The sequence below is a fragment of the Pseudoalteromonas phenolica genome (assembly GCF_044788725.1).
Lineage (GTDB): Bacteria > Pseudomonadota > Gammaproteobacteria > Enterobacterales > Alteromonadaceae > Pseudoalteromonas > Pseudoalteromonas phenolica_C.
Map to the genome: position 1 here is coordinate 3,807,764 of NZ_CP173161.1, position 20,652 is coordinate 3,828,415.

Below are 20,652 nucleotides of genomic sequence, written 5' to 3' on the forward strand. Positions count from 1 at the left end.
CAAATTAGGCGCCGTATTATCTGATCTTATTGATGGCAATTCATGTAGAAATGTATTGCCATTATTACTATTAAGTTACCAACAAAAATTGAACTTTCCTTGCATTATTTTGCAGAAAGTAAGCAAGGTGATTATGTAGGGAGAGAGGGGATGCCACCACCCCTCTTATCAATTTAATTAACTAGAATAGTTGATTCGAAATAGTTTTCAACAAGCTCATCAGCTCCCAATTGGTGCTGGTGTATAGATTGATGAATAAAGTCATCGGATAAGCTTCTTAGATCGCAGTTTTTAAAGCTCAAAACGAATGCTCGGGCGTTGAATACAAGCCGCTTTAATCCGCGCTCCCTAAGAGCAACAACTGGTTCATTGAAGCCCGTGTTTGGCTTCACTTTCTTTGTAGGTATGATAATCGAAAAATCAGCTGTAGCCCCAGGGTAAAATCGCTTAAACCAGGCAATATTGTTGTTAAATTGGCCTGTTTCTTCTTTTAAAATCTCTGCACGTGTAAGCAATACCTCGCTCTTACACTCTATAAAAAGGTATTTGCCATCTTTTATAGCCCAGAGATTGTCGGGGCCTGATTTCCAATTAGAGTCCGGTCGTTCGGTATTAAAGCCCAAAAGTTTACCAAGATCATCAATTGCACTCTCAAATCGCTCTGATTTAACACCGAAAGCCAATCGCGAAAATACATCATCCATGTAAACCAACAGATCTTCAAAACTTTCATACTCACCAATCACACGCTTTATATTAATAATTCTCTCGTGAGCCTTAAGAGCTATCTTTGTGAACTGATATCCTTCGGGCGGTAAGAAAAGACGTTTATTGGTGTTATGTGCATTGACTTGCATCGCCATGCCTTCAACACGGTTATGAGCATATATATATCGAGACATCTCTTGCATGTACCACCCTCGCTCCTCTCTAGAAAGACACTCTGAGTGGTTGTCTAAAAGGCTCTGAATAGCATCGGCAGCATCTCTATGTTTTCCGACTGAATGATAACATTCTGCCTTACGTTCCTGTATGAGCATTTCATCACTGGTAGATGTTGATCGAGTATCATTAATGTCAATAGCCTCCATACTATCAGTGTAAAACCGCTTCCAGGATTCATCTCTTCCTAGCCCTTGGCTTATTACTGAGGAGAGCATATCAATATAGCTTTGCGAATCATCTTTATCTTCTCTGGCGTACTTTGCTAGCTCTAAGCCTATGTCTATCTGCTTTTGAGTTTGTAATGATAGATACGGACGTGACCCTTTATAACGAATTTGCTTAACAAGATCGTTACCCAGAAGTAGAACTGCGCAATAGTCTTTTTCCCCTCTTACAGCGCGACCTAAACCCTGCTCTATGGTTTGTGCGGTTTTAATTTGAGTAAAAGTACTATCTGGTACGCAAAATTCAATGTACTTTTCAGTGATGGTTTCTGTAATTGGTAATGAATCGATAACTAGAATACGACACATATTATCAGGAAGATCAACGCCATCATACTTTGCCGCCATTACAATAGGGGTTGGAAATTGACCTAGTTTTAATTTTTCGACTTCTTCTAATAAGTTCTTGGTATCTACAGCTTTCGCTCCTAAACCTTCCCATATTTTTTTGTGCCAGTTACTAGGTGTAATAGCAACAACTCCAAAATTTGTATTGCGCCACTTGCCAATCCAATTTACCAGAGCTTCCCTAGTTAGGCTGCCATCTATAAGGGAGGGGATCAGTAGCATTTTTTCCCCTGACCATTTTTTATCAAAAGTTAGTGGTTTCTCTATTACTGCCTTTGCTAAACCCAAATCACGAATAAAAAACGAATCATTTGAAATTGTAGCAGACATAAATACCCGGTGAGATGCTTTTGCAAAAGTTCCAAACATTTCCATTGGTAGCAATCGTGGAGACACCTCAACTCCTGAACCAGAAAATACCGCCATGCAATGTTTTAAACTGTCCTTTAATAAGTCCCAGACAAACCATACTGACTTGTCCATCTTTTTGTTATATTTCGAAAGGATTTGAACAACCTCATCCTGTTTACTTTCCCACTCCCAATAAGGAACGGCAAGTATTGCACTCTTAGACTCATTGCAGATATCTGCATATGTTCCGGCTCCTTGACTTTTTAATGCATCACCAAAAAGCTGAAGTAATTCACGGTAACAGTCTGATGTCCGTGGAATACGGAATGTGCTGGCAGATTTTATTGTTTCAATACAACTGTGAGCATCATCCAATAGAATGTTTTCAACCTCAATTGACTCTTTACCTATACCAAAGTTTGTACTTCGACCATTAAAAACTGTTTGAGCATGTGTGATTAGTATCTTTTCACCATTAATGAAATCTTCAGGTAACCCGACTTCGCTTATCTCACAATGATGTATGCCAAATTCATCTGCTTGTACTCGTACTTGATCAGCTAAGTACTTGTTAGGACATATATACAGGCAAGATCCTTTTCCTTGATTTATCTTCGATTGTAGAATCAGTAGACCAATTAAGGTTTTACCTTCACCTGTTGGCAATTTCAGTATCACATCTTTCTTGTCTCTGTATTGCTCAAACCAATTGCTTAGAACAGTGCTTTGAACCGGCACCCTAAGAGGTCCTTTGTTAGCGTGTCTATCTAAAGTATCGTAGATTTCACATGGGTGAATTCTTTTTTCCACCCCTTTATTAGTTGAACGCTTTTCAAAATTAATTGGCATACCTTCTCCTTGGAGGAAAATTATTAATTCAATTTAGTCTTACCATCAAAAGAACCTATATATTCAATACTAGATGGTAGCCAGTGTCTTTAAATATATTGTTAAAATTAACAGTGCATCTATTTAATCATTGTTTGTTCTTTTAAGAAAATAGCTTCTAAAAACTTGTCCTAAAACGCGCTCGGCCCATCTATACACATCTTCTTCACTCAGCCGCCCCTCACTCTTAGACTTCTGATGCGAAACACTTTTGTGGTTACCTTTCCCAACTAGCCCATCAAAGTACTTCTTTGGCCAACAAAATTGGTTACTAAGTAACCCTCTTTCGATCTCTGCTATAAAATCTCGTAGCTTACCTTTTAATGCTAATGCCCTAGCTGAAATTACTTTAGTAGCAATAGAAGCTCTGCCATCTGAAGTGTCCACCTCTAATAAGAAATAGCCTTCTTTTTGATGCTCAACCCTTATAATCGCCATACATCGAGCAGAACCATTTTCCATCATATGACTTTTGCTGCGACCTACTTCTGGTAGCTTACGAACAATCGGTTTACTTTGTTTAAAACCATGCTCTTTTTCTAATATCTCTAGCATTTTAAAGAAGCTATCAAACTTACTGAGGTACAAATGAGCATTATCTGTTTGATCATCCAAGCCGTAGACAGCTGCGCGAGGTATATCACCTCGTGAATTGGGATCATCAGTGCTGACTGCAGAAGGTAAGGTACTGGGCTTATCTTCGTCCTCTTTACTGCCAGAACCCTTTCTAGTTTTTGCATAGACTTTTCGAGTACGCGGGACTCTGTTATATATGCGCTGCGTTGCATCACAAAAAATCAATGCTGACTCGTTATCTTCACTCCCATCACTATCTTCATCTATTTCTCTTTGTGTCGGCAGTTGTGGGTAAGTACCACACTTACCACTTTCAGAACCTGGCTTTCTCCCAATCGTTTTGGGATGAGAAAAACCAATATCTGCGATGTCGGGAAAGAACAAACCACTTAATAACTCGATTCGATTTATAAACCAAGTACTTGCATCTAAAGACTTCCAACCTCTTGCTGCTACTTTTACCCCCTCTAATTCAGGCGGTTCAAACCGAAATGTCCAATGTTTGTATTTAGGTGTCGTAACTAGCTCTTGAGAAAAATACTGATAGATGCTGTTGAATGAATTTTTTATGTCCCTATTAAGTAATATCCAAGCTAGTTGATGCTTGAAGCCCTCACTCTCAAATAATACCCTTGGGCATTGTGTTGTCGGTAAGGCATTAATAACTATATCGAGAGGAAACTCCTCATCGTCTTGTTCGGGGTTATAATCAACATCAAACTCAAAATCGAGTGCATTACTTATTAACGCAGCATTTGCCAAGTAGTTATTTGTGAAAAACAAGGCTCGGGCTAATTCTAACTGAGGCAAAAAAATCGTCTTATCATCACAACTAAACTTAAAGCATATTTGAGACTGCTCATCTCCAAGTTTGTACTTTACCAGCTCTGACTCTCCAACTAAGGCCGTCTGCCACAAAGCTCGTGCAGGCAAAGTAAACTCTATAGGATAACCAGGGGGAATGGCTGATACAGTTTGATTTAAAACAACCTGCCGACTTAGGTATGGTAGCTGGCTGAGTTTGAGTGATTTACGCGTGGTATTTTTAAAACGAACGCCAATGTCCCACGTTTTACGATCGTGGTATTTGAAAATATTACCCATGCCTTGAATTCTGGCGTTGTCAGGCAGAGTTTTAAAGCGATCAGCTTGAGTCATACGCTACTACATATCCCAATAATTCTGCCGCTAGGGGGCAGATCCTATCCTTACTGAGCCGAGCGAATCGCAGTATGCGCCATTTCCTTAGGTCGTGATGATTTCTTTCACTTTTGATGCATGCCACAGCGATACGACGGCATTGGTACTCTTCTATAGTTTCACAATATTTAGCCAAAAACAATTTACATAATGGTAACTTATCAATATGTTTGATCTGAGATAAAGAAATATCAGCATTGATAAAGTACCAATTTTTTGAAAAGTGCTCCGACTCTAAATACTTTTCAGCCTGGTTGCGAAGACTGATAAACCGCTTTACATAACATAAGTCTCTTTGCTTCCAATTAACTCTGTTATTAGTACACTGAATTGGCTTACTTAGTTTGGAGTTAGTGCTCAAAAGCCACTCTTTATCATGCCGATACAGCCAAGCATAAAGGCTGCCAAACCCTAATAACCTAGCTTGTTTAATACCTAATTTAGTTGCTGAGGTCTGCCAAAGTGCTCTTTTATTTTTATCTATTACTAACTCTTGTGCCGAATCAAAACTTTCAGGCGAATTATCTAAACTTTGGTTAGAGGCTTTTCTTAGTACCACTTCAACATTTAACCCATTACCAAAGAAAGCTTGCCAAACTAATAAGTGTTGAAGGTAACTAAATGACTTCCTATGCTTTCTGAATATAGACCTAAGCCAATTAGTATCTTTACGAGCATCCACTTTTAAACCTAATTGCTCCAAGAAGTTACTTTGCCAATAGCTTTCTACCTGTTCAAGAACCCTATCATGATCAATATACTCGCCATGGTTATAACCATGCTCTGACGCAAGTTTTTTGTAGAATAAAGTCCATTGCTCTGGGTATATCTTTAGTGCTTTTAACTCTAAAAACCTTACTGCATTTGTAGCAAGTGATAGCTGCTTACTGCTGCCATATTGGATAACTCCGCTTTGCAATGAGCTTGGGTTTAAAGCAATGAATTCATGCTTGTGTAGTCCACTGATCTGCACATTACTATTCAATAAAATACAAGCATGTTTGGGGCAAACTGACATACCGGGTATTTGCAAACCGCGTTGCCAGAATGCTTCGCCATATCTATTTAATTGCTCACTTACACAATTAGGGCAATACCTAAGATAAACAGGACTCTTTACGCATGACGCAGCTTTACCTAATTGCACATCAGCTGAGTGAGGCTCATCTTTTAACAAGGCCTGTTTTGAGAGGTAAGCCTTCTCTGGATGTACAAAAGGCGCATATAAGGGGTAAAGCGTATGCTTCTGTAAAAGCTTGTACGGGGTTAAGTTAGGATTACCTTGATAATGTGATGAGATCTTACCTAAATGCCCTTGAAAGGCTACTGAAGCAACAATTTGTCTATTTTGAAACACATCATCCAATAGCTGCTTTGGTGAAGTAGTTAGTGTATGAACCCCATACCTCCCTATAACGCTGTAAAGCAATTCATCTGGGTAAGGTATGGGTAAACATGCCATATTAAATGCTTTGTTTAAGCCATGATGTCATATCAAATACATTTCCTTGTTGTTTATAAAACTGATGTAGTTCCGTAGAGCGTTTTTTGTGTTGAGAGTAGCCATAACGTAAGTCTTCACTAGGTAACGTATGCCAACTTTTTGCATTGATCAGCTTTGGCTTCTCCTTTGTCTCTTCTGCTTCATTTGGTTTTTGTTCATACCACTCAAGAACAAGTGGAATAAGCGCTCTAACTTGTAAATTTGAGTGTTCTGTTATTGCTCTTTGCACTAGAGGGACAAGCAAACTAGATTCGCAGCCCATGCCTAACAGTAGGTTATAAAGCCTCATCCCTTCGGAGTTACTCGCAAAAGGTAACGTTTCTGTTTTTGATATCTCTATTTCCGAAATTTGCTTACTAAGTTCTAGTAAGCGTTTATCGATTGCTTTGTATTTTAAATCTGAATATTTAGCGATAGTGGCTGCTTTACCTGATTTAAGCGCCTCAATCATAGGGTGGATTGGCTGTAATTCAGATTCGTATACTTTAATGAGTAATTTTGAAGATAACCTTTCAACACCAGTAACTATTGCGCGAAGTTGTGCTAATACGAATAACTTCACAACAATATCTAGCACGCCTTGTGATAGCTCAAACCAAGTATTGCGGATCTCTTCGGTTAGTGGCTCATCACGATGAATAAGCCACTGGTACTGCCAAAGTTTATCGGTCAGTAACCGCCACTCCGAAGGTTTAGGCTTACCTGTCACCTTATCAATCTTATTTTTATTTTGCGGTAGAGGTTCCCAAACCATAGAACCAATTCCTGTACTTCTTCTTGCCGATTGCAATTCAAGTTCAAATATAGGTCTTGCTTTAGGGGTACCAACCAGAATAACAGGCACACCAATAATATTTACCAAGGCTACAAAAAACTCGAGCATTCGCTCTTGTCCTGCTTTTTGTTTGCGACTTAAGCGCTGGATTTCATCAATAACGAGTACGCCAATGGCATATTGGTTTGCTACTTGCGCCATGAAAGATAAAAGCACTTCTGTACTGTGCCTTTTACGCCCATATCGCTCAGTTAGGTCTGTATGTAAATGTTTATCTACCTCTTGGAAAAAGTTTAAGCATAAACTTTTTAAAGAACCATCTACAGGGCACTCTATACGCAAATACGACAGTTGATATGTATTGTATTTCTCATGATAAATAGCCTGAGGGTAAGTGGCTAAAATGCGCATCACACTTGAGCTTTTACCACTTCCAGAGCAACCTATAAGTGACAAGCATCGAGCCGTAGAGGGCGCTTCAGCGAAACGAAAACTTGTAATATCACCCGTCATCATTCGCTCATAGCCATTTTGTAAATGCTGCTGTAATTGGCCAGTTTCTATGTTTCTTGCAACATAACCCCCTCTCATCATTAGAGATATCTTTTCTTCAAGCGCAACATGCATGGATAAAGGCTGAAAAAAGTCATCTAGTAACCCACATAACTCATGCGCTCTTTGCCTTGCATCAAGGTAACTCGCAGTCGGGTTATATATCACTTTTCCTTCAAGTTTACTCTTGATGCCTCTAATTGTGCTTATTGCAGGCAGTGCTTCAATAAAAGGGTTTCCTTTATACCTCGCAATATCTGATTCAACATAAACAGCTTGAAGTATATTCTGCGGTAAACTCATGACTGTTCATCCTCACCAAATAATTCATCTGAAAAATCAGGAAAATCTAATTCATCATCTGGCTCAGAAAGGTAGTGTACTTGAGCTGATTGGCTCGTATCGATTTCTACAGGCCTATATGCTCGCGCTTGTCGCTCTTTTGTTTTTTCTGCATTTCGATTTTCTCGAATATTCTTAATACGTTCAGCATCGGAAAGCCCTGAATTAACAGGTGCTGCTTTTTCAGCTTGTTTTATGGTTTCTATTAGCTTTCTTTCGAGCGCTCGCTCTTGTTCATTCGCTACTAACTTAGCCTGAGCCTCTGTATATTTTAAGGCTTCATTCTGCTCCCAAACATCCCAAAAACTAGCACCTGTAAACTGCCTTGAGCGTGTTGCTAACTGACAAACAAAATACTTGTTACTATTAGCCTCTGGGTAGACATATATGTACTCAGCCGTTGCTAAGTCGTAAGCAACATCAACTTTTTCTGGCCTTTTAACCTCTTTTCCTCGATGCATCCAACCGAGCTGCATAAGCTCAGAACTCGTGTAGTACAAGCCAAAAATACAAACGCCTGATTCAGACACAGTTCCACGTATACGAGGCATAAGTGCCACACGCAAATGCTCAGGTTCAGATTTTTTTAATCGACCTGTACGGTGTTGAAGCCCCCAGTTCCAAAGAGCTAATGGGTTATTAGGTAAATCCGTCGGCATATCAGAGGCTTTATCATAGCGATCGATAACATGATACTGATTGTGATAAAGCACAGATGCTAAGATTATCTTAGTGAAGTCTTCTATCGTAACCTTGGCATCTAAGCGATAGTCTCGATCTCCTTGCTTTTTAATTTTGGTACCAGTAACCACGCCAGGTGCAAATGGTTTAAATACTTGCTGAAAGGAGCGGAAAGACCTTTCAACAATGCCTTTTGCTTCACTCCTGAAAGGCGGTGTATTTTCAAGGCGTACTCCAAAGCCTTTTTCTAAACACTCAATTTGATGACCCATTAACTCCCCCCTGTCAGCTAGCAATGCAGAAGGTAAACCAATACATGGCCACTGCTCGGGCTTTACTTCAAAGCCCTGCTCTCGACAATATTCTGATTTATCTGTAGAAGCCATATACAACGCTTGGATAGCAGCAGTATAAGAAGGGTTTTCAAAACCAATATAGAATCCAGCTACCATACGGCTAAACACATCTACTACCATATAAACGACAGGGCGGCCGACTATGTTGCCTCGTTCAGAGCTGGATACTAGATATATATCAGCAATCGTTGCATCAATCTCATAACGCATACCAGGGCCTAAAACATCAGCTGTAGCAGTACCAAATAAAGGGCGAATGTCTTTCTTAGATCTGATTTTTCCAGCTTGTAGTTCAAGCTTCTCTACTTGCCTATATTCGCGCTTATAAAAGTGCTCCATTTGCCAATATGTAGGCAGTTCTTCTTCTGGTAGCTCAGGGAAGTACTGGCTATAAATATCTTTAAGCCGATTATGCGCATAACGAAAGGACTTGCTTTTATCAGTCATTACATGACGATCGATAGCGACTCTGAAGAGCTTTTCAGTAAAATCATCGATTAAAGCACCAACACCCGGCATATATACGCGGGGACGCCCTAACTTTTTAGTCGTTGCTCTTCGCTTTTGGCCTTTACCGCCTGAATTTTTATAGTCTGGTAATAGTGCATTGGGGATCTGGCCACGCTGCCAATACCTTCGAGCAAAACGATATATTGTTTGTTTCGTTTTTCCTGTCTCAGCAACAATTTGATTGACGATTTTGCCACGAGCCTTTGCTTGATAGCTATTTTCAAAATCTACTAGCGGTTTAATTACTTCATAATTTTCATCGCGCTTTATCTGAGCTGTAGAACCATATTCAGGAGTTGCAGTGATTAAGTCACTATATGGGTCATCCACACGTTTTAGTATTTCATCTTGAAAGCCTTGTTCTAACTCAGCAATTTCAATGAGCTGAGGAAAAGCCTTATCATCATGTACTTTTATCCAGAGTACATAATATTCAAAAAGCATTAGAATGCGATAAAGAGTTTGCTCGTATTGTAATACCTCATTGATTCGAAACACGGAAAGCCTCCTGGATGATACCTACGTCACCTAGCTTAAAATCACCTACATGCACCTTTTGAACTGGCTTGAAAATGTCAAAAGTGAAATATCGATCAGCCAATAAACAGCGAATTTCATACAGTGACTCACCTAAGTCTAGTCCATAAGCTGTATCTATCTCTTTGCAGGCTGCTATTAGTGTTTTAGTTGGGTATTTAGAAAAGTAGTCTGCATAAAAAAGAGCTTGATCTACGGCTGAATGAGAGGCTTCTTCAGAAGCGCCCTGCATAGGGTAAATCCACTCAATATTGGCTTTAACGACTTTGGGGATTTCTGCTTCAGTTACTATTTGCCAAGGTATATTTCTCTCTAACCAATAACGCCTCTCCAACTCAAGAATTTCTATCTTTCGCTGGTCTTCAAGTGCATTTATGTATTTCGCTTGCAATGCATAATAGGGGAGCCCTGTTGATGACGTTTCGACGAGGAAGTCGCTCGACATATATTGGTCAACACCTCTTACACTAGGGTGTTTTATACCCGCTGATTTCGCTAATTCAGCTGTTAAGTCTCTCTCTAATGGAAATTGCTCTTTAATTTGTAGTACTTCTTTGCGCCACTCAAGCAAATAGAACATTGATAGTTCGAGGTCAGATAATAAATGATGAGTTCTTTTAGTCTTATAACCAAAGACACGATGTACACGACCATCTGATGGTGAATCGTAAACAGTTAGCCAAGGCTTATAATCCTGATATTCACCCGAACCTCGACCTGCTTTGATCCACTTACGATATTGCGCCTCTGTGTGGCCAATCTTCCTAGACATAATATACCGCTATAACTGATTTCATTAATTCGCTAGCCATAGCGGTATACTCCTTTTAAGTCAGAAGAATAGGCTACATTAAGCAGCCTTTTTAATTGGGATACGGAACATCCCCCCATTTTTTCGAGTAATTCTCTTACCTTTAACAGTAATATAGGGTCTGTATATATACTCAACGTCTTCTGGTGATTCTTTTTTTGAATCATTATCTTTCATAATTTTTTCCTATAACCACTGCCTTGACGAATCATATAGCTTAGATTTATAGTCAATAGCATTGGTTGTTTATCTATAAAGTTTAGAACAGGGTGGCCGCCCTGAACTGCCAATTTGTATGGAGACCTATTTCGATAGGTCTTTCACTTCTTCTCTCTTCTTACCCCCTTAAACGGCTCTCCGTCCATTTTTACATCCATAATTCTCCCTGTATTTGTGTCTCTTTTTGCCCACAAACCTGATGGAGTTTGAAATTGAGATCGCTCTTTTACCGCTCCAATTCGCTTGCCATCACCGTACGGTGCATTCTTTGCCATTTTGGCCTCCAAATAATTTTAACTATTTAAATACGATCGCCATCGATCAAAATATATACTACACATGAATCGGTGATGGATCAAATAATGATCTTCACTTTTTTTAAAAAAAATACATATCACATATCAAAATGATTCGTGTAATTTTCATAAACTACTGCTAATATCATTAAAAAAATAAGAGTGAAAGTGTTATGGCAACAACTTATGACTACGCTAAATTGAGTGAAGAATATGGGTCTAATGCAGAGCGTCTAGCATTTGTAGACTTTAAGCTTAGATTTACAGGGTCTATCCAAAGGACAGACTTGGCCGAAGCTTTCAACTTAGCAGAAGCTTCATCTTCTAGGCTTTTGTCTCTGTATCACAAGCTAAAGCCAAAAAATATGCACTATGACAGGAGCAAGAAGGTTAATGTGATCTGTGAAGATTCCTATGAGCCAGTGATAGCTATGGATGCTGAAACTGCTTTAGGAATGCTTTCGCACGGGTTTAACAAAAACAGGTTAATAGGTAAGCCAATATTAAATTATGCTCGAGTCGGGAAAGTACCTGAACAACTAAACATTGATCAAGTGTCAAAAATCACCAGAGCCATGTTTAATATGCAAGCTATTAATTGCGAATATATCTCCGCGAATAGTTGCAACCATAGCTGTAGAGAATTAGTTCCTTTAACTCTAATATCAGACGGTAAAAACTGGCTTTTCAGAGCTTACGATAGATCTAGTAACGACTATAGCTTTAAGAATTTCAACTTCGCTCGAGCCTGTAATATTAACCTTAATGTTGTTGAAAAAGATGCGCAGCCATATGAGCTATTAGCTCATGATGTAAAGTGGAACACGATGCTGCCACTACTGTTAGAACTACACCCTAGCTTAAATGATGATCTAAAAGCCTCTGTAAGGCGTGACTATGGGATGGCAGATAATCAAAACGAAATTATTTTAACCGAGAAAGGTGCATTAATCTGGTTATTGTGTAGTCAGTGGCTCATTGATAAAAGCGACGAAGAAACCAGCAAGAATAAAAACAGGTATTACAATTTTCAACTCAAGAACAGACAAATGCTCCTCGACTACCTGTAATAAACTAGAAAAGCCGACTTTTGTCGGCTTTTCTAGTTTATTACAGTATGAAACTTTATTACTTAGGATGATACTTTAATACTTAGTATGAATCTTTATTCCTAAGCCACATAAGTAAACCGCTATAACATGTTAATTACTCAACCGTTACCGATTTTGCAAGGTTACGAGGTTGGTCAACGTCAGTACCCTTGATAACCGCTACGTAGTAAGAAAGTAATTGTAGTGGAATTGTATATACCACTGGTGCAATCACGTCTTCTACGTGGTTTACGTTCATTACACGCATTGTGTCGTCAGACTCAAACGCGGTGTCTTTATCTGCGAATACGTAGATGATACCGCCACGTGCGCGTACTTCTTCAACGTTCGACTTAAGCTTTTCAAGTAGTTCGTTGTTTGGTGCAACAACAATGATTGGCATGTCTGCGTCGATAAGCGCCAGAGGACCATGCTTAAGTTCACCTGCAGCGTAAGCTTCAGCGTGAATGTATGAAATTTCTTTTAGTTTTAGCGCACCTTCCATCGCGATCGGGTATTGTGAGCCACGACCTAAGAATAGTGAGTGATGCTTGTCAGCAAATTCTTCCGCTAAGCCTTCGATACCCTCAGCCATGCTAAGCGCTTCTTCAAGCTTGTTTGGTAACGTTTTAATCGCGTTAACAATCACGCTCTGATCACGGCCTTTCTCTTGTGCGATAGAGGCAGTAAGCATTAACAAACCAACTAGCTGGGTGGTGAAAGCTTTAGTTGAAGCAACACCAATTTCTGCGCCGGCTTTAGTCATGAATGCTAAGTCTGATTCACGTACAAGCGAAGAACCCGGCACGTTACAAATAGTCATTGAAGCCATGTAACCTTGCTCTTTCGCAAGACGAAGTGCAGCTAATGTGTCTGCCGTTTCACCTGACTGCGAAATCGTCACAAGTAGGCTGTTTTCGTGTACGAAAGACTCGCGGTAACGGAACTCAGAGGCAATCTCAACGTTACAGCTAACACCCGCGAACTGCTCTAGCCAGTAGCGGGCAACCATACCTGAGTGGTAAGACGTACCACATGCGATGATCTGAACATGTTTAACATCTTTGAAGATTTGCTGTGCGCTGTCGCCGAATGCATCGATTGCAACTCGGTCATTTTCTAAACGACCTTCAAGCGTATTACGAACTGCCATTGGCTGCTCGTAAATTTCTTTTAGCATGTAGTGGCGGTATTCACCTTTACCTGATGCGTCTTGCGTGATGTTTGATTCAACTACTTCACGCTCAACTGGGTTGCCATCTTTATCAAAGATCTCAACCGTTTCACGGGTGATACGCGCTACGTCGCCTTCTTCTAAGAAGATAAAGCTACGTGTTACAGGAAGAAGTGCTAGTTGGTCAGAAGCAATGAAGTTTTCGCCAAGACCTAAACCAATTACCAGTGGGCTACCAGAACGCGCAACAATGATTTCGTTGTCGTTTGCTTTGTCGAATACAACTGTACCGTAAGCACCTTCAAGCTGTTTTACCGCCGCTTTTACCGCTTCTAAAAGCGTTGAATGCTGTTGGCGAAGTTGGTGAATTAAGTGCACCATGACTTCTGTGTCGGTTTCAGATAAGAACTCGTAACCGTCACCTTTAAGTGCGTCACGAAGCTGTGAATGGTTTTCAATGATACCGTTGTGTACTAGCGCAATTTCATCATTTGAGATGTGCGGGTGCGCGTTTGCTTCTGTTACGCCACCATGTGTTGCCCAGCGTGTGTGCGCAATACCCGTAGTGCCTTTCACATCAGCATCAGTTAATGCTGCATCTAAATTGGCAACTTTACCTACTGCCTTAACTGTATTTAATTCGCCGTTTAAGCTCAGTGCTACACCTGCTGAGTCGTAGCCACGGTACTCAAGACGCTTTAAGCCTTCGATTAGGATTTTATTTACTGGACGTTCTGCTACCGCCCCAACAATGCCACACATAGATGCTCCATTTTTGCATGTTGTTTGCCCATTTACCCTACCTGTAATTCCAAGTAACTTAGGTAAAATTTAGTTGATGAACATAATTCGGCCACCGTTAAGCAGTTGAATTATTTGCACGTCATCAGACTAATTAGGCTGTTGTCATAATGATTTATAAATTCAGGTGTTGTCGTCTGAATTTATTAAGCCTCTGCACAGATCAGTTGTATGCCTTTTGCCTCGATCGCCTTGCGCGTGTCATCTGCAAGGAGGTTGTCGGTGATCAAGGTGGTTACTTGCTGCCATGGCAGTTCTAAATTTGGGATCTTGCGACCAATTTTATCTGACTCCACCAGCACGATAACTTCTCGCGCTGATTCGGCCATCACTTGGCTCAAGCCCACTAATTCGTTGAAAGTAGTTGTACCTCTTTCAACATCGATGCCATCGGCACCGATAAATAACTGGTCAAAGTCGTACGAACGTAGAACTTGTTCGGCCACTTGCCCTTGAAATGACTCAGAATGAGGATCCCAGGTTCCTCCGGTCATCAAAAGTGTTGGCTCATTTTCTAAAGATAACAAACGATTAGCTATATTCATCGCATTGGTCATGACCACTAAACCGCGCTTTTTAGACAGCTCAGGGATCATCGCTGCTGTCGTGCGACCGCTGTCGATAATGATGCGGTTGTGATCCTTTATCAAAGCTGAAGCAGCTTTGGCGATTGCCATTTTGCGAAGCGTATCGCGTTTTTCATCGCCTTTTGCCACGATTTCTTTGGGCAATGCAATCGCACCACCGTAACGACGCAACAACAAACCACTCTTTTCTAGGGCGGTTAAATCCTTTCGGATCGTAACTTCTGAAGTTTCAAATTCTAAAGCAAGTGCTTCGACACTGACTTCACCATGCTGATTTACACGGGCAAGAATAGTATGTCGGCGTTGTTGAGTGTTGCGTTTGGTCATAATCCGTTATTTTTGTAGATTGATAAGTTTCGTTTCGTAACTTTTGCGAAAGTTTAAACGAAACCTTTGCAATTGAGCAAGTTTTAATTGATCGATTTTTATTCTAGTAATAAAAAATTCATTCCGAAGGCGAAATAGAGGTATTAGAGAAAGAAAAATGGCTTACTTGGGCATAAAAATCAGTAAGCCATCGAGTAGGAAATAGGTACAAAAATATTTTACTGTTAAGTTCCGTTATCGGAGCCCAATTAATGGGCTCCAGTTAATGGACTAAATGCACCATCATTTTACAACGCTCACTTTTCGCGTTGCCAATCATCTCGTCATAGGCGGTTTCCATTTCAAAAATCGCACTTTCAGCGCCTAGTTCAGCTAAAGTTACTTCGGCTTCGCGCATTGAATTAAAGGTTTCGGTAGCGCCTTTGTTATTCTCTAATAAGTAATAATTACCTTGCGTATCAACGCCACCCGCAAGGTAATGATTAGAGTCGGCATAACTTAAGATAACGGCGACTAGGTTTTGCTCTTCAAACTGCATTTTCAATTCGGTTGCTTGCATAACTCACCTCTGACCAACAAGTGTTATTTGAGTGTAGTTATTAAACGAAGCTAATGCAGCTTTTGTTCACTTTTCATCCAGACCTTCTTATTCATACCTTAAGATCTGAGCAGGTCGAATACTCGCAGCTTTAAATGTAAGGCCCGCCACGGTTAACCAAGTGATTAAACTGATAAGCAATGAAGCAACCATATAAACCCAAATACTTTGTGTAACACTTTGCTCAAAACTCGCTAGCCAATCACTCAATATCAAGAAGCAAATAGGCCAAGCAATCACACACCCTAGCAGCACAAGCAACATAAACTCTTTAGCGAGCCCATTAATGAGCACCAAACGGCTAGCCCCTAGTACCTTGCGTACAGCCACTTCTTTTTGACGCTGCTTAACAATAAACCCTGTTAAGCCAAACACGCCCATTAAAATAAGAACTAGTGAAATAACACCGCCGATAGCCACCACCTCAGATAATTTTTGTTGCTCGAGATAAAGCGCTTGGTAGTCATCTTCAAGTAAGGTGATGTCGACAGGCGCTATGTTTAAACGCGCTTTCACGAAGTTTTGTAAATCGAGCTTTAGTTGGGCATCATTGGGATTCTCTGCTTTAACCAGTAACGAATACGTGCCGCCTACCCCCAAACCATTTACAAATACTACAGGCGCGCTTTGATGATTGACCGGCCCAACTTTTATGTCTTTAACCACACCCACTATGGTGCCTGTTGCATTCGAGAATGGTCCGGCAAAAAATGAGATTGGTTTGGCTATTGCATCTTCTGGGCTGCTGAACCCTAGCGTATTGAGTACAGATTCAGGCACGATAATACTGCCTTGCTCGGTGTCTCGATTGAATCTGTCTGATGCAAACTCGTCAGAAAAATCGCGACCAGCCAACAAGGTTAACCCCAAAGTTTCAACCACTTTGCCATGTACCCCAGCAAGCGATAGCGAAAGCGGTGTATCTGGTGTTTGAGGAAGCTTAACGAAGAGACCAGCGTTGGTAGACTGTGTAATTGAGAAGTCCATGGCCACACTGGCTGTCACACCAGGAATAGACTCAATGCTTGCCAAGAGTGATGCACTTTGCTCTCCATATAATGCTTTTTGCGGCATATTATTGATCACTAGTTGCTGCGACTTTTGATAATTCACAGGTAGAGAGTGTAAAAAATGCAGTTGCTTGCTCAACATCATAGCGCTTATGAGTAACCCCACTGACAGGCCCATTTGCAGCAGTAATAAAGCCTTTCTGATCCACACACCTTGTCGACCTTGCTTTAGCTCACCATTCAGAATGGCTTTGGTGTTAAATCCTGCCATGTAGATACTTGGGTATAAACCCGACAACACACCAATACATGTTGCCAGCGCAAATACCTGCCCCAACCACATCGGCCAGTCCAGCGCTGGCAATGGACGGCCAATCAGCTGCATAAAGCTAGGTAAAAATAACTCAACCAACACACAAGCCACTAGCATAGCGAACCATGCCAGTAAGATAGACTCACTCATAAACTGGGTAATCAGTTGAGCGCGCGTCGCGCCCATGGCTTTGCGTACACCAATCTCTTTGGCACGATTAGAGGACTGCGCAACACTGAAGTTGACATAATTCACACACGAGATGATCAATAAAACCAACGCCATAACTGCACAGATCATCACAGATGTGGCGTCTCCCCCTATCTTCATATCTTGGGCAAAGTTAGGCCCTAAATGAATGTCTTTGATAGGTTGCAGCCAATAATAAATGTTTTGCCACTGCCAAATTTGCGCATAGATTTTTGTTGCCGACTGCGCAACCAATTCCATATTTGTATTAGGTAATAACGCAACATAGGTGTGCATTACATTGCCGCGAATGCCCATATAGGGTTCGATGCTGGTTAATGAGTGAAAATAAAAATGACTATTCACAGGAAGATCAGCAAACACCGCACTGACCGAAAGCAGTCGATTGTTCCTTTGTAGTTTTAAGGTACGGCCTATTACCTTATCTGGCGTAGCAAAAGCCCCAAACAAGCGCGCGGCTTCAGACCGTGATAACGCTATTTTTTCTGGTGTATTCAGGGTTGTTGCGAGATCGCCTGCCAACACATCAATATTAACTAATTTGGCAAGATTTGGGGTCGCAGCGTAGTTTGCAGCGAGCTGAAATGCATTATTGCCAATCGCTACTTTATCGTCGCTGACCATTTGCGTTTTCAATAAATAAAAAACCGACTCAACGCCTGGAATATCGAGCAATTGCTGATGTGCCCTTGGGGTGGTAAGAATATATTCGTTGCCATTCTCTTGGGCATGCATCACCAGCCGATAATGGTTTTTCTGATCCGGCTGGCCTTGTTCAAAAGACAGCTCATGCTGAATAAAAAGCCCAATCAACATTAGCATGGCCATGCCTAAACTTAACCCTGCCAGACTCAACAAGGCATGCTGTTTATGCTGTGCAAAGCTTCTTAAAGCGGTCGTAACATATGACGCTAACATACTTTGTCCCTTTTTGACTGCTGTATATCTGTGTTGTTATTCATAACGTAAAATTTCTGATGGGCGCGCACTGGCCGCTTTAAATGCCAACGCTGCAACAGTGAGCCAAGTGAACGCAGCCACAATGAGGCCAGCTAAGCCATACGCCCAAATGGTTTGTTCAATACGGTCGTTAAAGTCTTGCAGCCAGTTATCCATGAGCCAATAAGCAAATGGCAAAGCGATTACCGCTGCTGCAAGCACTATGATTAGAAACTCGCGGGCGAGTAAGTTCACTAAGCTGATGCGCGTTGCACCAAGTACCTTTCGTATTGCTAATTGCTTTTGTTGGCGTTTTGCTGCAAATGCTGCGAGTCCAAATAAGCCTAGGCAACTCAAAAGCATGGCCAGCACTGAGAAGTTTCGAATGAGCACAAACAGGTCTTGCTCGATGCGATAAACCTTAGCCAAGTCTTGCTGCATCAGACTAAATTGCGGATCGGCGGTTAAATTAAACTGCTTTAAAAGTTGGCGTAACTGACTAAATAACTGCGGAAAGTTTGCTTGCTCGGTGCTTATCACCAATAGAACCGTTGATTGCGAGCTGTATCCTGCTGAAAATGACACGGGCAGCCAATCATCTTTCGCCGACCCCACTTTGATGTCTTTTACTACACCGACAATGGTTGCATTGATGTTGCGATAAAGCCCCTGAACTTGCAGCCCCACCACTTCACTCACACTGTCATAGCCTGCGCGCTTGGCCATTTGTTCAGTCACCAAAATAGCCATTGCCTGAGGTGCTTCTTCATCTGGCTGATCACCTGACGCTTTATTTACTTTATTTAAGTAGTGCAGCCAATCACTCTGAAACTCTGGTAAAAAGTCTCGGCCAGCGAGTAGTGTTAGACCTAGAGTTTCGACGGCATGAAAACCAGTGCCGATAGTCGGTGGCAATTCGCTTTCTTCATAGCCGTTTGGCCAACGGAAATAAAAGCTTTCTAAAATGCTGTCGGTTAAGTCTGTATCGGTTGTTGTAACTTGAGTAACGCCTGGCAGCGCACGGATCTCATTGAGTATTGCATGCTCTTTTTCCATGAGTTGCCTGCTGCTTAAATCGTGTATCACGATGCGATCAGTCGCGTCATAACCTACCGACAAGCTTTGTAAGAACGACAACTGCTGCAAACTCACTAAAGTACAAACAATCAAGGCCATTGCCATTGCAGACTGAAATACCAATAGTCCCTTTCGAACCAGCTGACCTGCTTTTAATTGCCCGGTAAGCAATGAGTTTAACGGCGCGCGTGCGACACAATATGCAGGGTAAGCACCTGAAATAGTTGCTAATAAAATGGTTATAGCCATGATCACCGCAAACTCTGAAACTCCCCACACTAAGTCTAGTGGTCGATTTGCAAAGTCACTAAAGCTTGGCAAAAGCAGTTCAACCCAACACACCGCAAGTAAAGTGGCACACATCACCATCAATAAGGCTTCTAACAAGAATTGAACTATGAGCTGACGTTTGCTCGCCCCCAAAGTCTTACGCATGGCGATCTCTTTGCTGCGATACAACAATTGCGACACCGCTATATTGATGTAATTGGCTGCGGCAATGGCGAGTAATAAAACACTCAGCGCCACACTTAAAGTGACTAAAAAGGCTGAACCACCGGCTTTCAACTCAAATGGCGAATGGGCTTTAAAGTACACCTCTCGCATAGGCACTAAACGATATTCAAGCTGACTGTTTTTGAGTTGGTATTTTTCAATGAGTCGATTGGCTAACTGCTTTTCTATCGCTTTTAAATCAGCATTTTGTTGAGTTTTGAGGTAGATATAGCTAGAAATGTCGCTATGTTCTGTGAAATCAATGGGCACTAAAGCGTGAAACAAAAAGTGACTATTATCAGGTAAGTCTTCAAAAATGGCTTTTACGGTAAAACGTTTTGCCTCGATCAATATCGTTTGCCCGAGTGCACCTTCTGCACTGCCAAATAGTCGTTCTGCTTCACTGCGACTCAAAGCAATCTGCTGAGGTGCTGAAAGAGCCGCTTCAAGGTCGCCTATAATCACAGAGATATTTACAAAATCACGAATATTCTTCGCTGTACCGTACAGATTTTTTAGCTTAAATGCCTGATCAGCAATTTTTATATGCTCAGATAACAAACCACTATCGACCACATCAGCAAGAATAAAGAGATCGGCGACATCACTTCGTGTTATTAAAGTTTGCGCGATGTTCACCACTGTAAGCGGGATCTCTTCCAGACCAGGTACATTCACATCAACATGCAAACGATAGACTTGCTGATGATCGGGCTGCATTTCATCAAACGACAATTCATACTCAGCAAATAATGCCACCAAAAGTGCCGCTGCCAAGCCAATACTTAACCCAAAGACATTCAATAGCGAGTACAACTTATGTTGTTTAAATACTCGAAATGCGGTTGTTACATGTGATATCAACATATCTCACCCATAGACCTTACTCTCACCCAGAAATGGCCTATCAGTTAC

At 41.2% G+C, this 20,652-nt stretch carries 14 protein-coding genes; 1 reads left to right on the plus strand and 13 read right to left on the minus strand.

Annotated features, from left to right (window positions below):
• Window positions 1-173: 173 nt before the first annotated feature.
• The 8 genes from ACH784_RS17225 to ACH784_RS17260 form a co-directional block, all read right to left on the minus strand.
• On the minus strand, window positions 174-2,717 hold the full coding sequence (locus ACH784_RS17225; RefSeq protein WP_404392280.1) for a DEAD/DEAH box helicase family protein: 2,544 nt from the start codon (window positions 2,715-2,717) through the stop codon (window positions 174-176).
• 123 nt (window positions 2,718-2,840) lie between these two features.
• Complete coding sequence (locus ACH784_RS17230) at window positions 2,841-4,490, minus strand: Tn7-like element transposition protein TnsE (RefSeq protein WP_404392282.1); 1,650 nt, start codon at window positions 4,488-4,490, stop codon at window positions 2,841-2,843.
• Entirely contained in the window at window positions 4,477-5,994 is a 1,518-nt protein-coding gene (locus ACH784_RS17235) for a TnsD family Tn7-like transposition protein (RefSeq protein ID WP_404392284.1), read from the minus strand. The genes ACH784_RS17230 and ACH784_RS17235 overlap by 14 nt, the downstream gene beginning before the upstream one ends.
• A gap of 1 nt (window position 5,995) precedes the next feature.
• Window positions 5,996-7,666: an AAA family ATPase gene (locus tag ACH784_RS17240; protein ID WP_404392286.1), complete on the minus strand. Its 1,671-nt coding sequence runs from the start codon at window positions 7,664-7,666 to the stop codon at window positions 5,996-5,998.
• Window positions 7,663-9,750 carry a Mu transposase C-terminal domain-containing protein gene (locus ACH784_RS17245; protein ID WP_404392288.1) on the minus strand — a complete coding sequence of 696 codons (2,088 nt, stop codon included), beginning with the start codon at window positions 9,748-9,750 and terminating at the stop codon, window positions 7,663-7,665. The genes ACH784_RS17240 and ACH784_RS17245 overlap by 4 nt, the downstream gene beginning before the upstream one ends.
• On the minus strand, window positions 9,734-10,561 hold the full coding sequence (locus ACH784_RS17250; RefSeq protein WP_404392290.1) for a TnsA endonuclease C-terminal domain-containing protein: 828 nt from the start codon (window positions 10,559-10,561) through the stop codon (window positions 9,734-9,736). Before ACH784_RS17250 ends, ACH784_RS17245 begins: the two co-directional genes overlap by 17 nt.
• A gap of 78 nt (window positions 10,562-10,639) precedes the next feature.
• Window positions 10,640-10,777, minus strand: a complete 138-nt coding sequence (locus ACH784_RS17255; RefSeq protein WP_171043973.1) for a hypothetical protein — start codon at window positions 10,775-10,777, stop codon at window positions 10,640-10,642.
• Window positions 10,778-10,920: 143 nt separating this feature from the next.
• A complete protein-coding gene (locus tag ACH784_RS17260; protein WP_235368545.1) occupies window positions 10,921-11,094 on the minus strand; it encodes a hypothetical protein in 174 nt (57 codons plus the stop codon).
• 194 nt (window positions 11,095-11,288) lie between these two features.
• Between ACH784_RS17260 and ACH784_RS17265 the strand changes: the two genes are divergently transcribed.
• Window positions 11,289-12,185 (plus strand): transcriptional regulator, encoded by an 897-nt coding sequence (locus ACH784_RS17265; protein WP_138567652.1) that lies wholly within the window; start codon window positions 11,289-11,291, stop codon window positions 12,183-12,185.
• A 136-nt stretch (window positions 12,186-12,321) separates the two neighbouring features.
• Here ACH784_RS17265 and glmS read toward each other — a convergent pair whose 3' ends face one another.
• The 5 genes from glmS to ACH784_RS17290 form a co-directional block, all read right to left on the minus strand.
• Complete coding sequence (gene glmS, locus ACH784_RS17270; protein ID WP_404392293.1) at window positions 12,322-14,142, minus strand: glutamine--fructose-6-phosphate transaminase (isomerizing); 1,821 nt, start codon at window positions 14,140-14,142, stop codon at window positions 12,322-12,324.
• A gap of 185 nt (window positions 14,143-14,327) precedes the next feature.
• On the minus strand, window positions 14,328-15,095 hold the full coding sequence (locus ACH784_RS17275; RefSeq protein WP_404392295.1) for a DeoR/GlpR family DNA-binding transcription regulator: 768 nt from the start codon (window positions 15,093-15,095) through the stop codon (window positions 14,328-14,330).
• A 262-nt stretch (window positions 15,096-15,357) separates the two neighbouring features.
• A complete protein-coding gene (locus tag ACH784_RS17280; protein ID WP_404392297.1) occupies window positions 15,358-15,654 on the minus strand; it encodes a DUF6482 family protein in 297 nt (98 codons plus the stop codon).
• Between the two features lie 87 nt (window positions 15,655-15,741).
• Window positions 15,742-18,144 carry an FtsX-like permease family protein gene (locus ACH784_RS17285; RefSeq protein ID WP_404392299.1) on the minus strand — a complete coding sequence of 801 codons (2,403 nt, stop codon included), beginning with the start codon at window positions 18,142-18,144 and terminating at the stop codon, window positions 15,742-15,744.
• A 36-nt stretch (window positions 18,145-18,180) separates the two neighbouring features.
• Entirely contained in the window at window positions 18,181-20,604 is a 2,424-nt protein-coding gene (locus ACH784_RS17290) for an FtsX-like permease family protein (protein WP_404392301.1), read from the minus strand.
• Window positions 20,605-20,652: the final 48 nt, after the last annotated feature.

Coding starts and splice junctions, on each gene's coding strand:
- ACH784_RS17225 (WP_404392280.1), bottom strand. CDS start 2,717: ATGCCAATTAATTTTGAAAAGCGTTCAACTAATAAAGGGGTGGAAAAA.
- ACH784_RS17230 (WP_404392282.1), bottom strand. CDS start 4,490: ATGACTCAAGCTGATCGCTTTAAAACTCTGCCTGACAACGCCAGAATT.
- ACH784_RS17235 (WP_404392284.1), bottom strand. CDS start 5,994: ATGGCATGTTTACCCATACCTTACCCAGATGAATTGCTTTACAGCGTT.
- ACH784_RS17240 (WP_404392286.1), bottom strand. CDS start 7,666: ATGAGTTTACCGCAGAATATACTTCAAGCTGTTTATGTTGAATCAGAT.
- ACH784_RS17250 (WP_404392290.1), bottom strand. CDS start 10,561: ATGTCTAGGAAGATTGGCCACACAGAGGCGCAATATCGTAAGTGGATC.
- ACH784_RS17255 (WP_171043973.1), bottom strand. CDS start 10,777: ATGAAAGATAATGATTCAAAAAAAGAATCACCAGAAGACGTTGAGTAT.
- ACH784_RS17260 (WP_235368545.1), bottom strand. CDS start 11,094: ATGGCAAAGAATGCACCGTACGGTGATGGCAAGCGAATTGGAGCGGTA.
- ACH784_RS17265 (WP_138567652.1), top strand. CDS start 11,289: ATGGCAACAACTTATGACTACGCTAAATTGAGTGAAGAATATGGGTCT.
- glmS (WP_404392293.1), bottom strand. CDS start 14,142: ATGTGTGGCATTGTTGGGGCGGTAGCAGAACGTCCAGTAAATAAAATC.
- ACH784_RS17275 (WP_404392295.1), bottom strand. CDS start 15,095: ATGACCAAACGCAACACTCAACAACGCCGACATACTATTCTTGCCCGT.
- ACH784_RS17280 (WP_404392297.1), bottom strand. CDS start 15,654: ATGCAAGCAACCGAATTGAAAATGCAGTTTGAAGAGCAAAACCTAGTC.
- ACH784_RS17285 (WP_404392299.1), bottom strand. CDS start 18,144: ATGTTAGCGTCATATGTTACGACCGCTTTAAGAAGCTTTGCACAGCAT.
- ACH784_RS17290 (WP_404392301.1), bottom strand. CDS start 20,604: ATGTTGATATCACATGTAACAACCGCATTTCGAGTATTTAAACAACAT.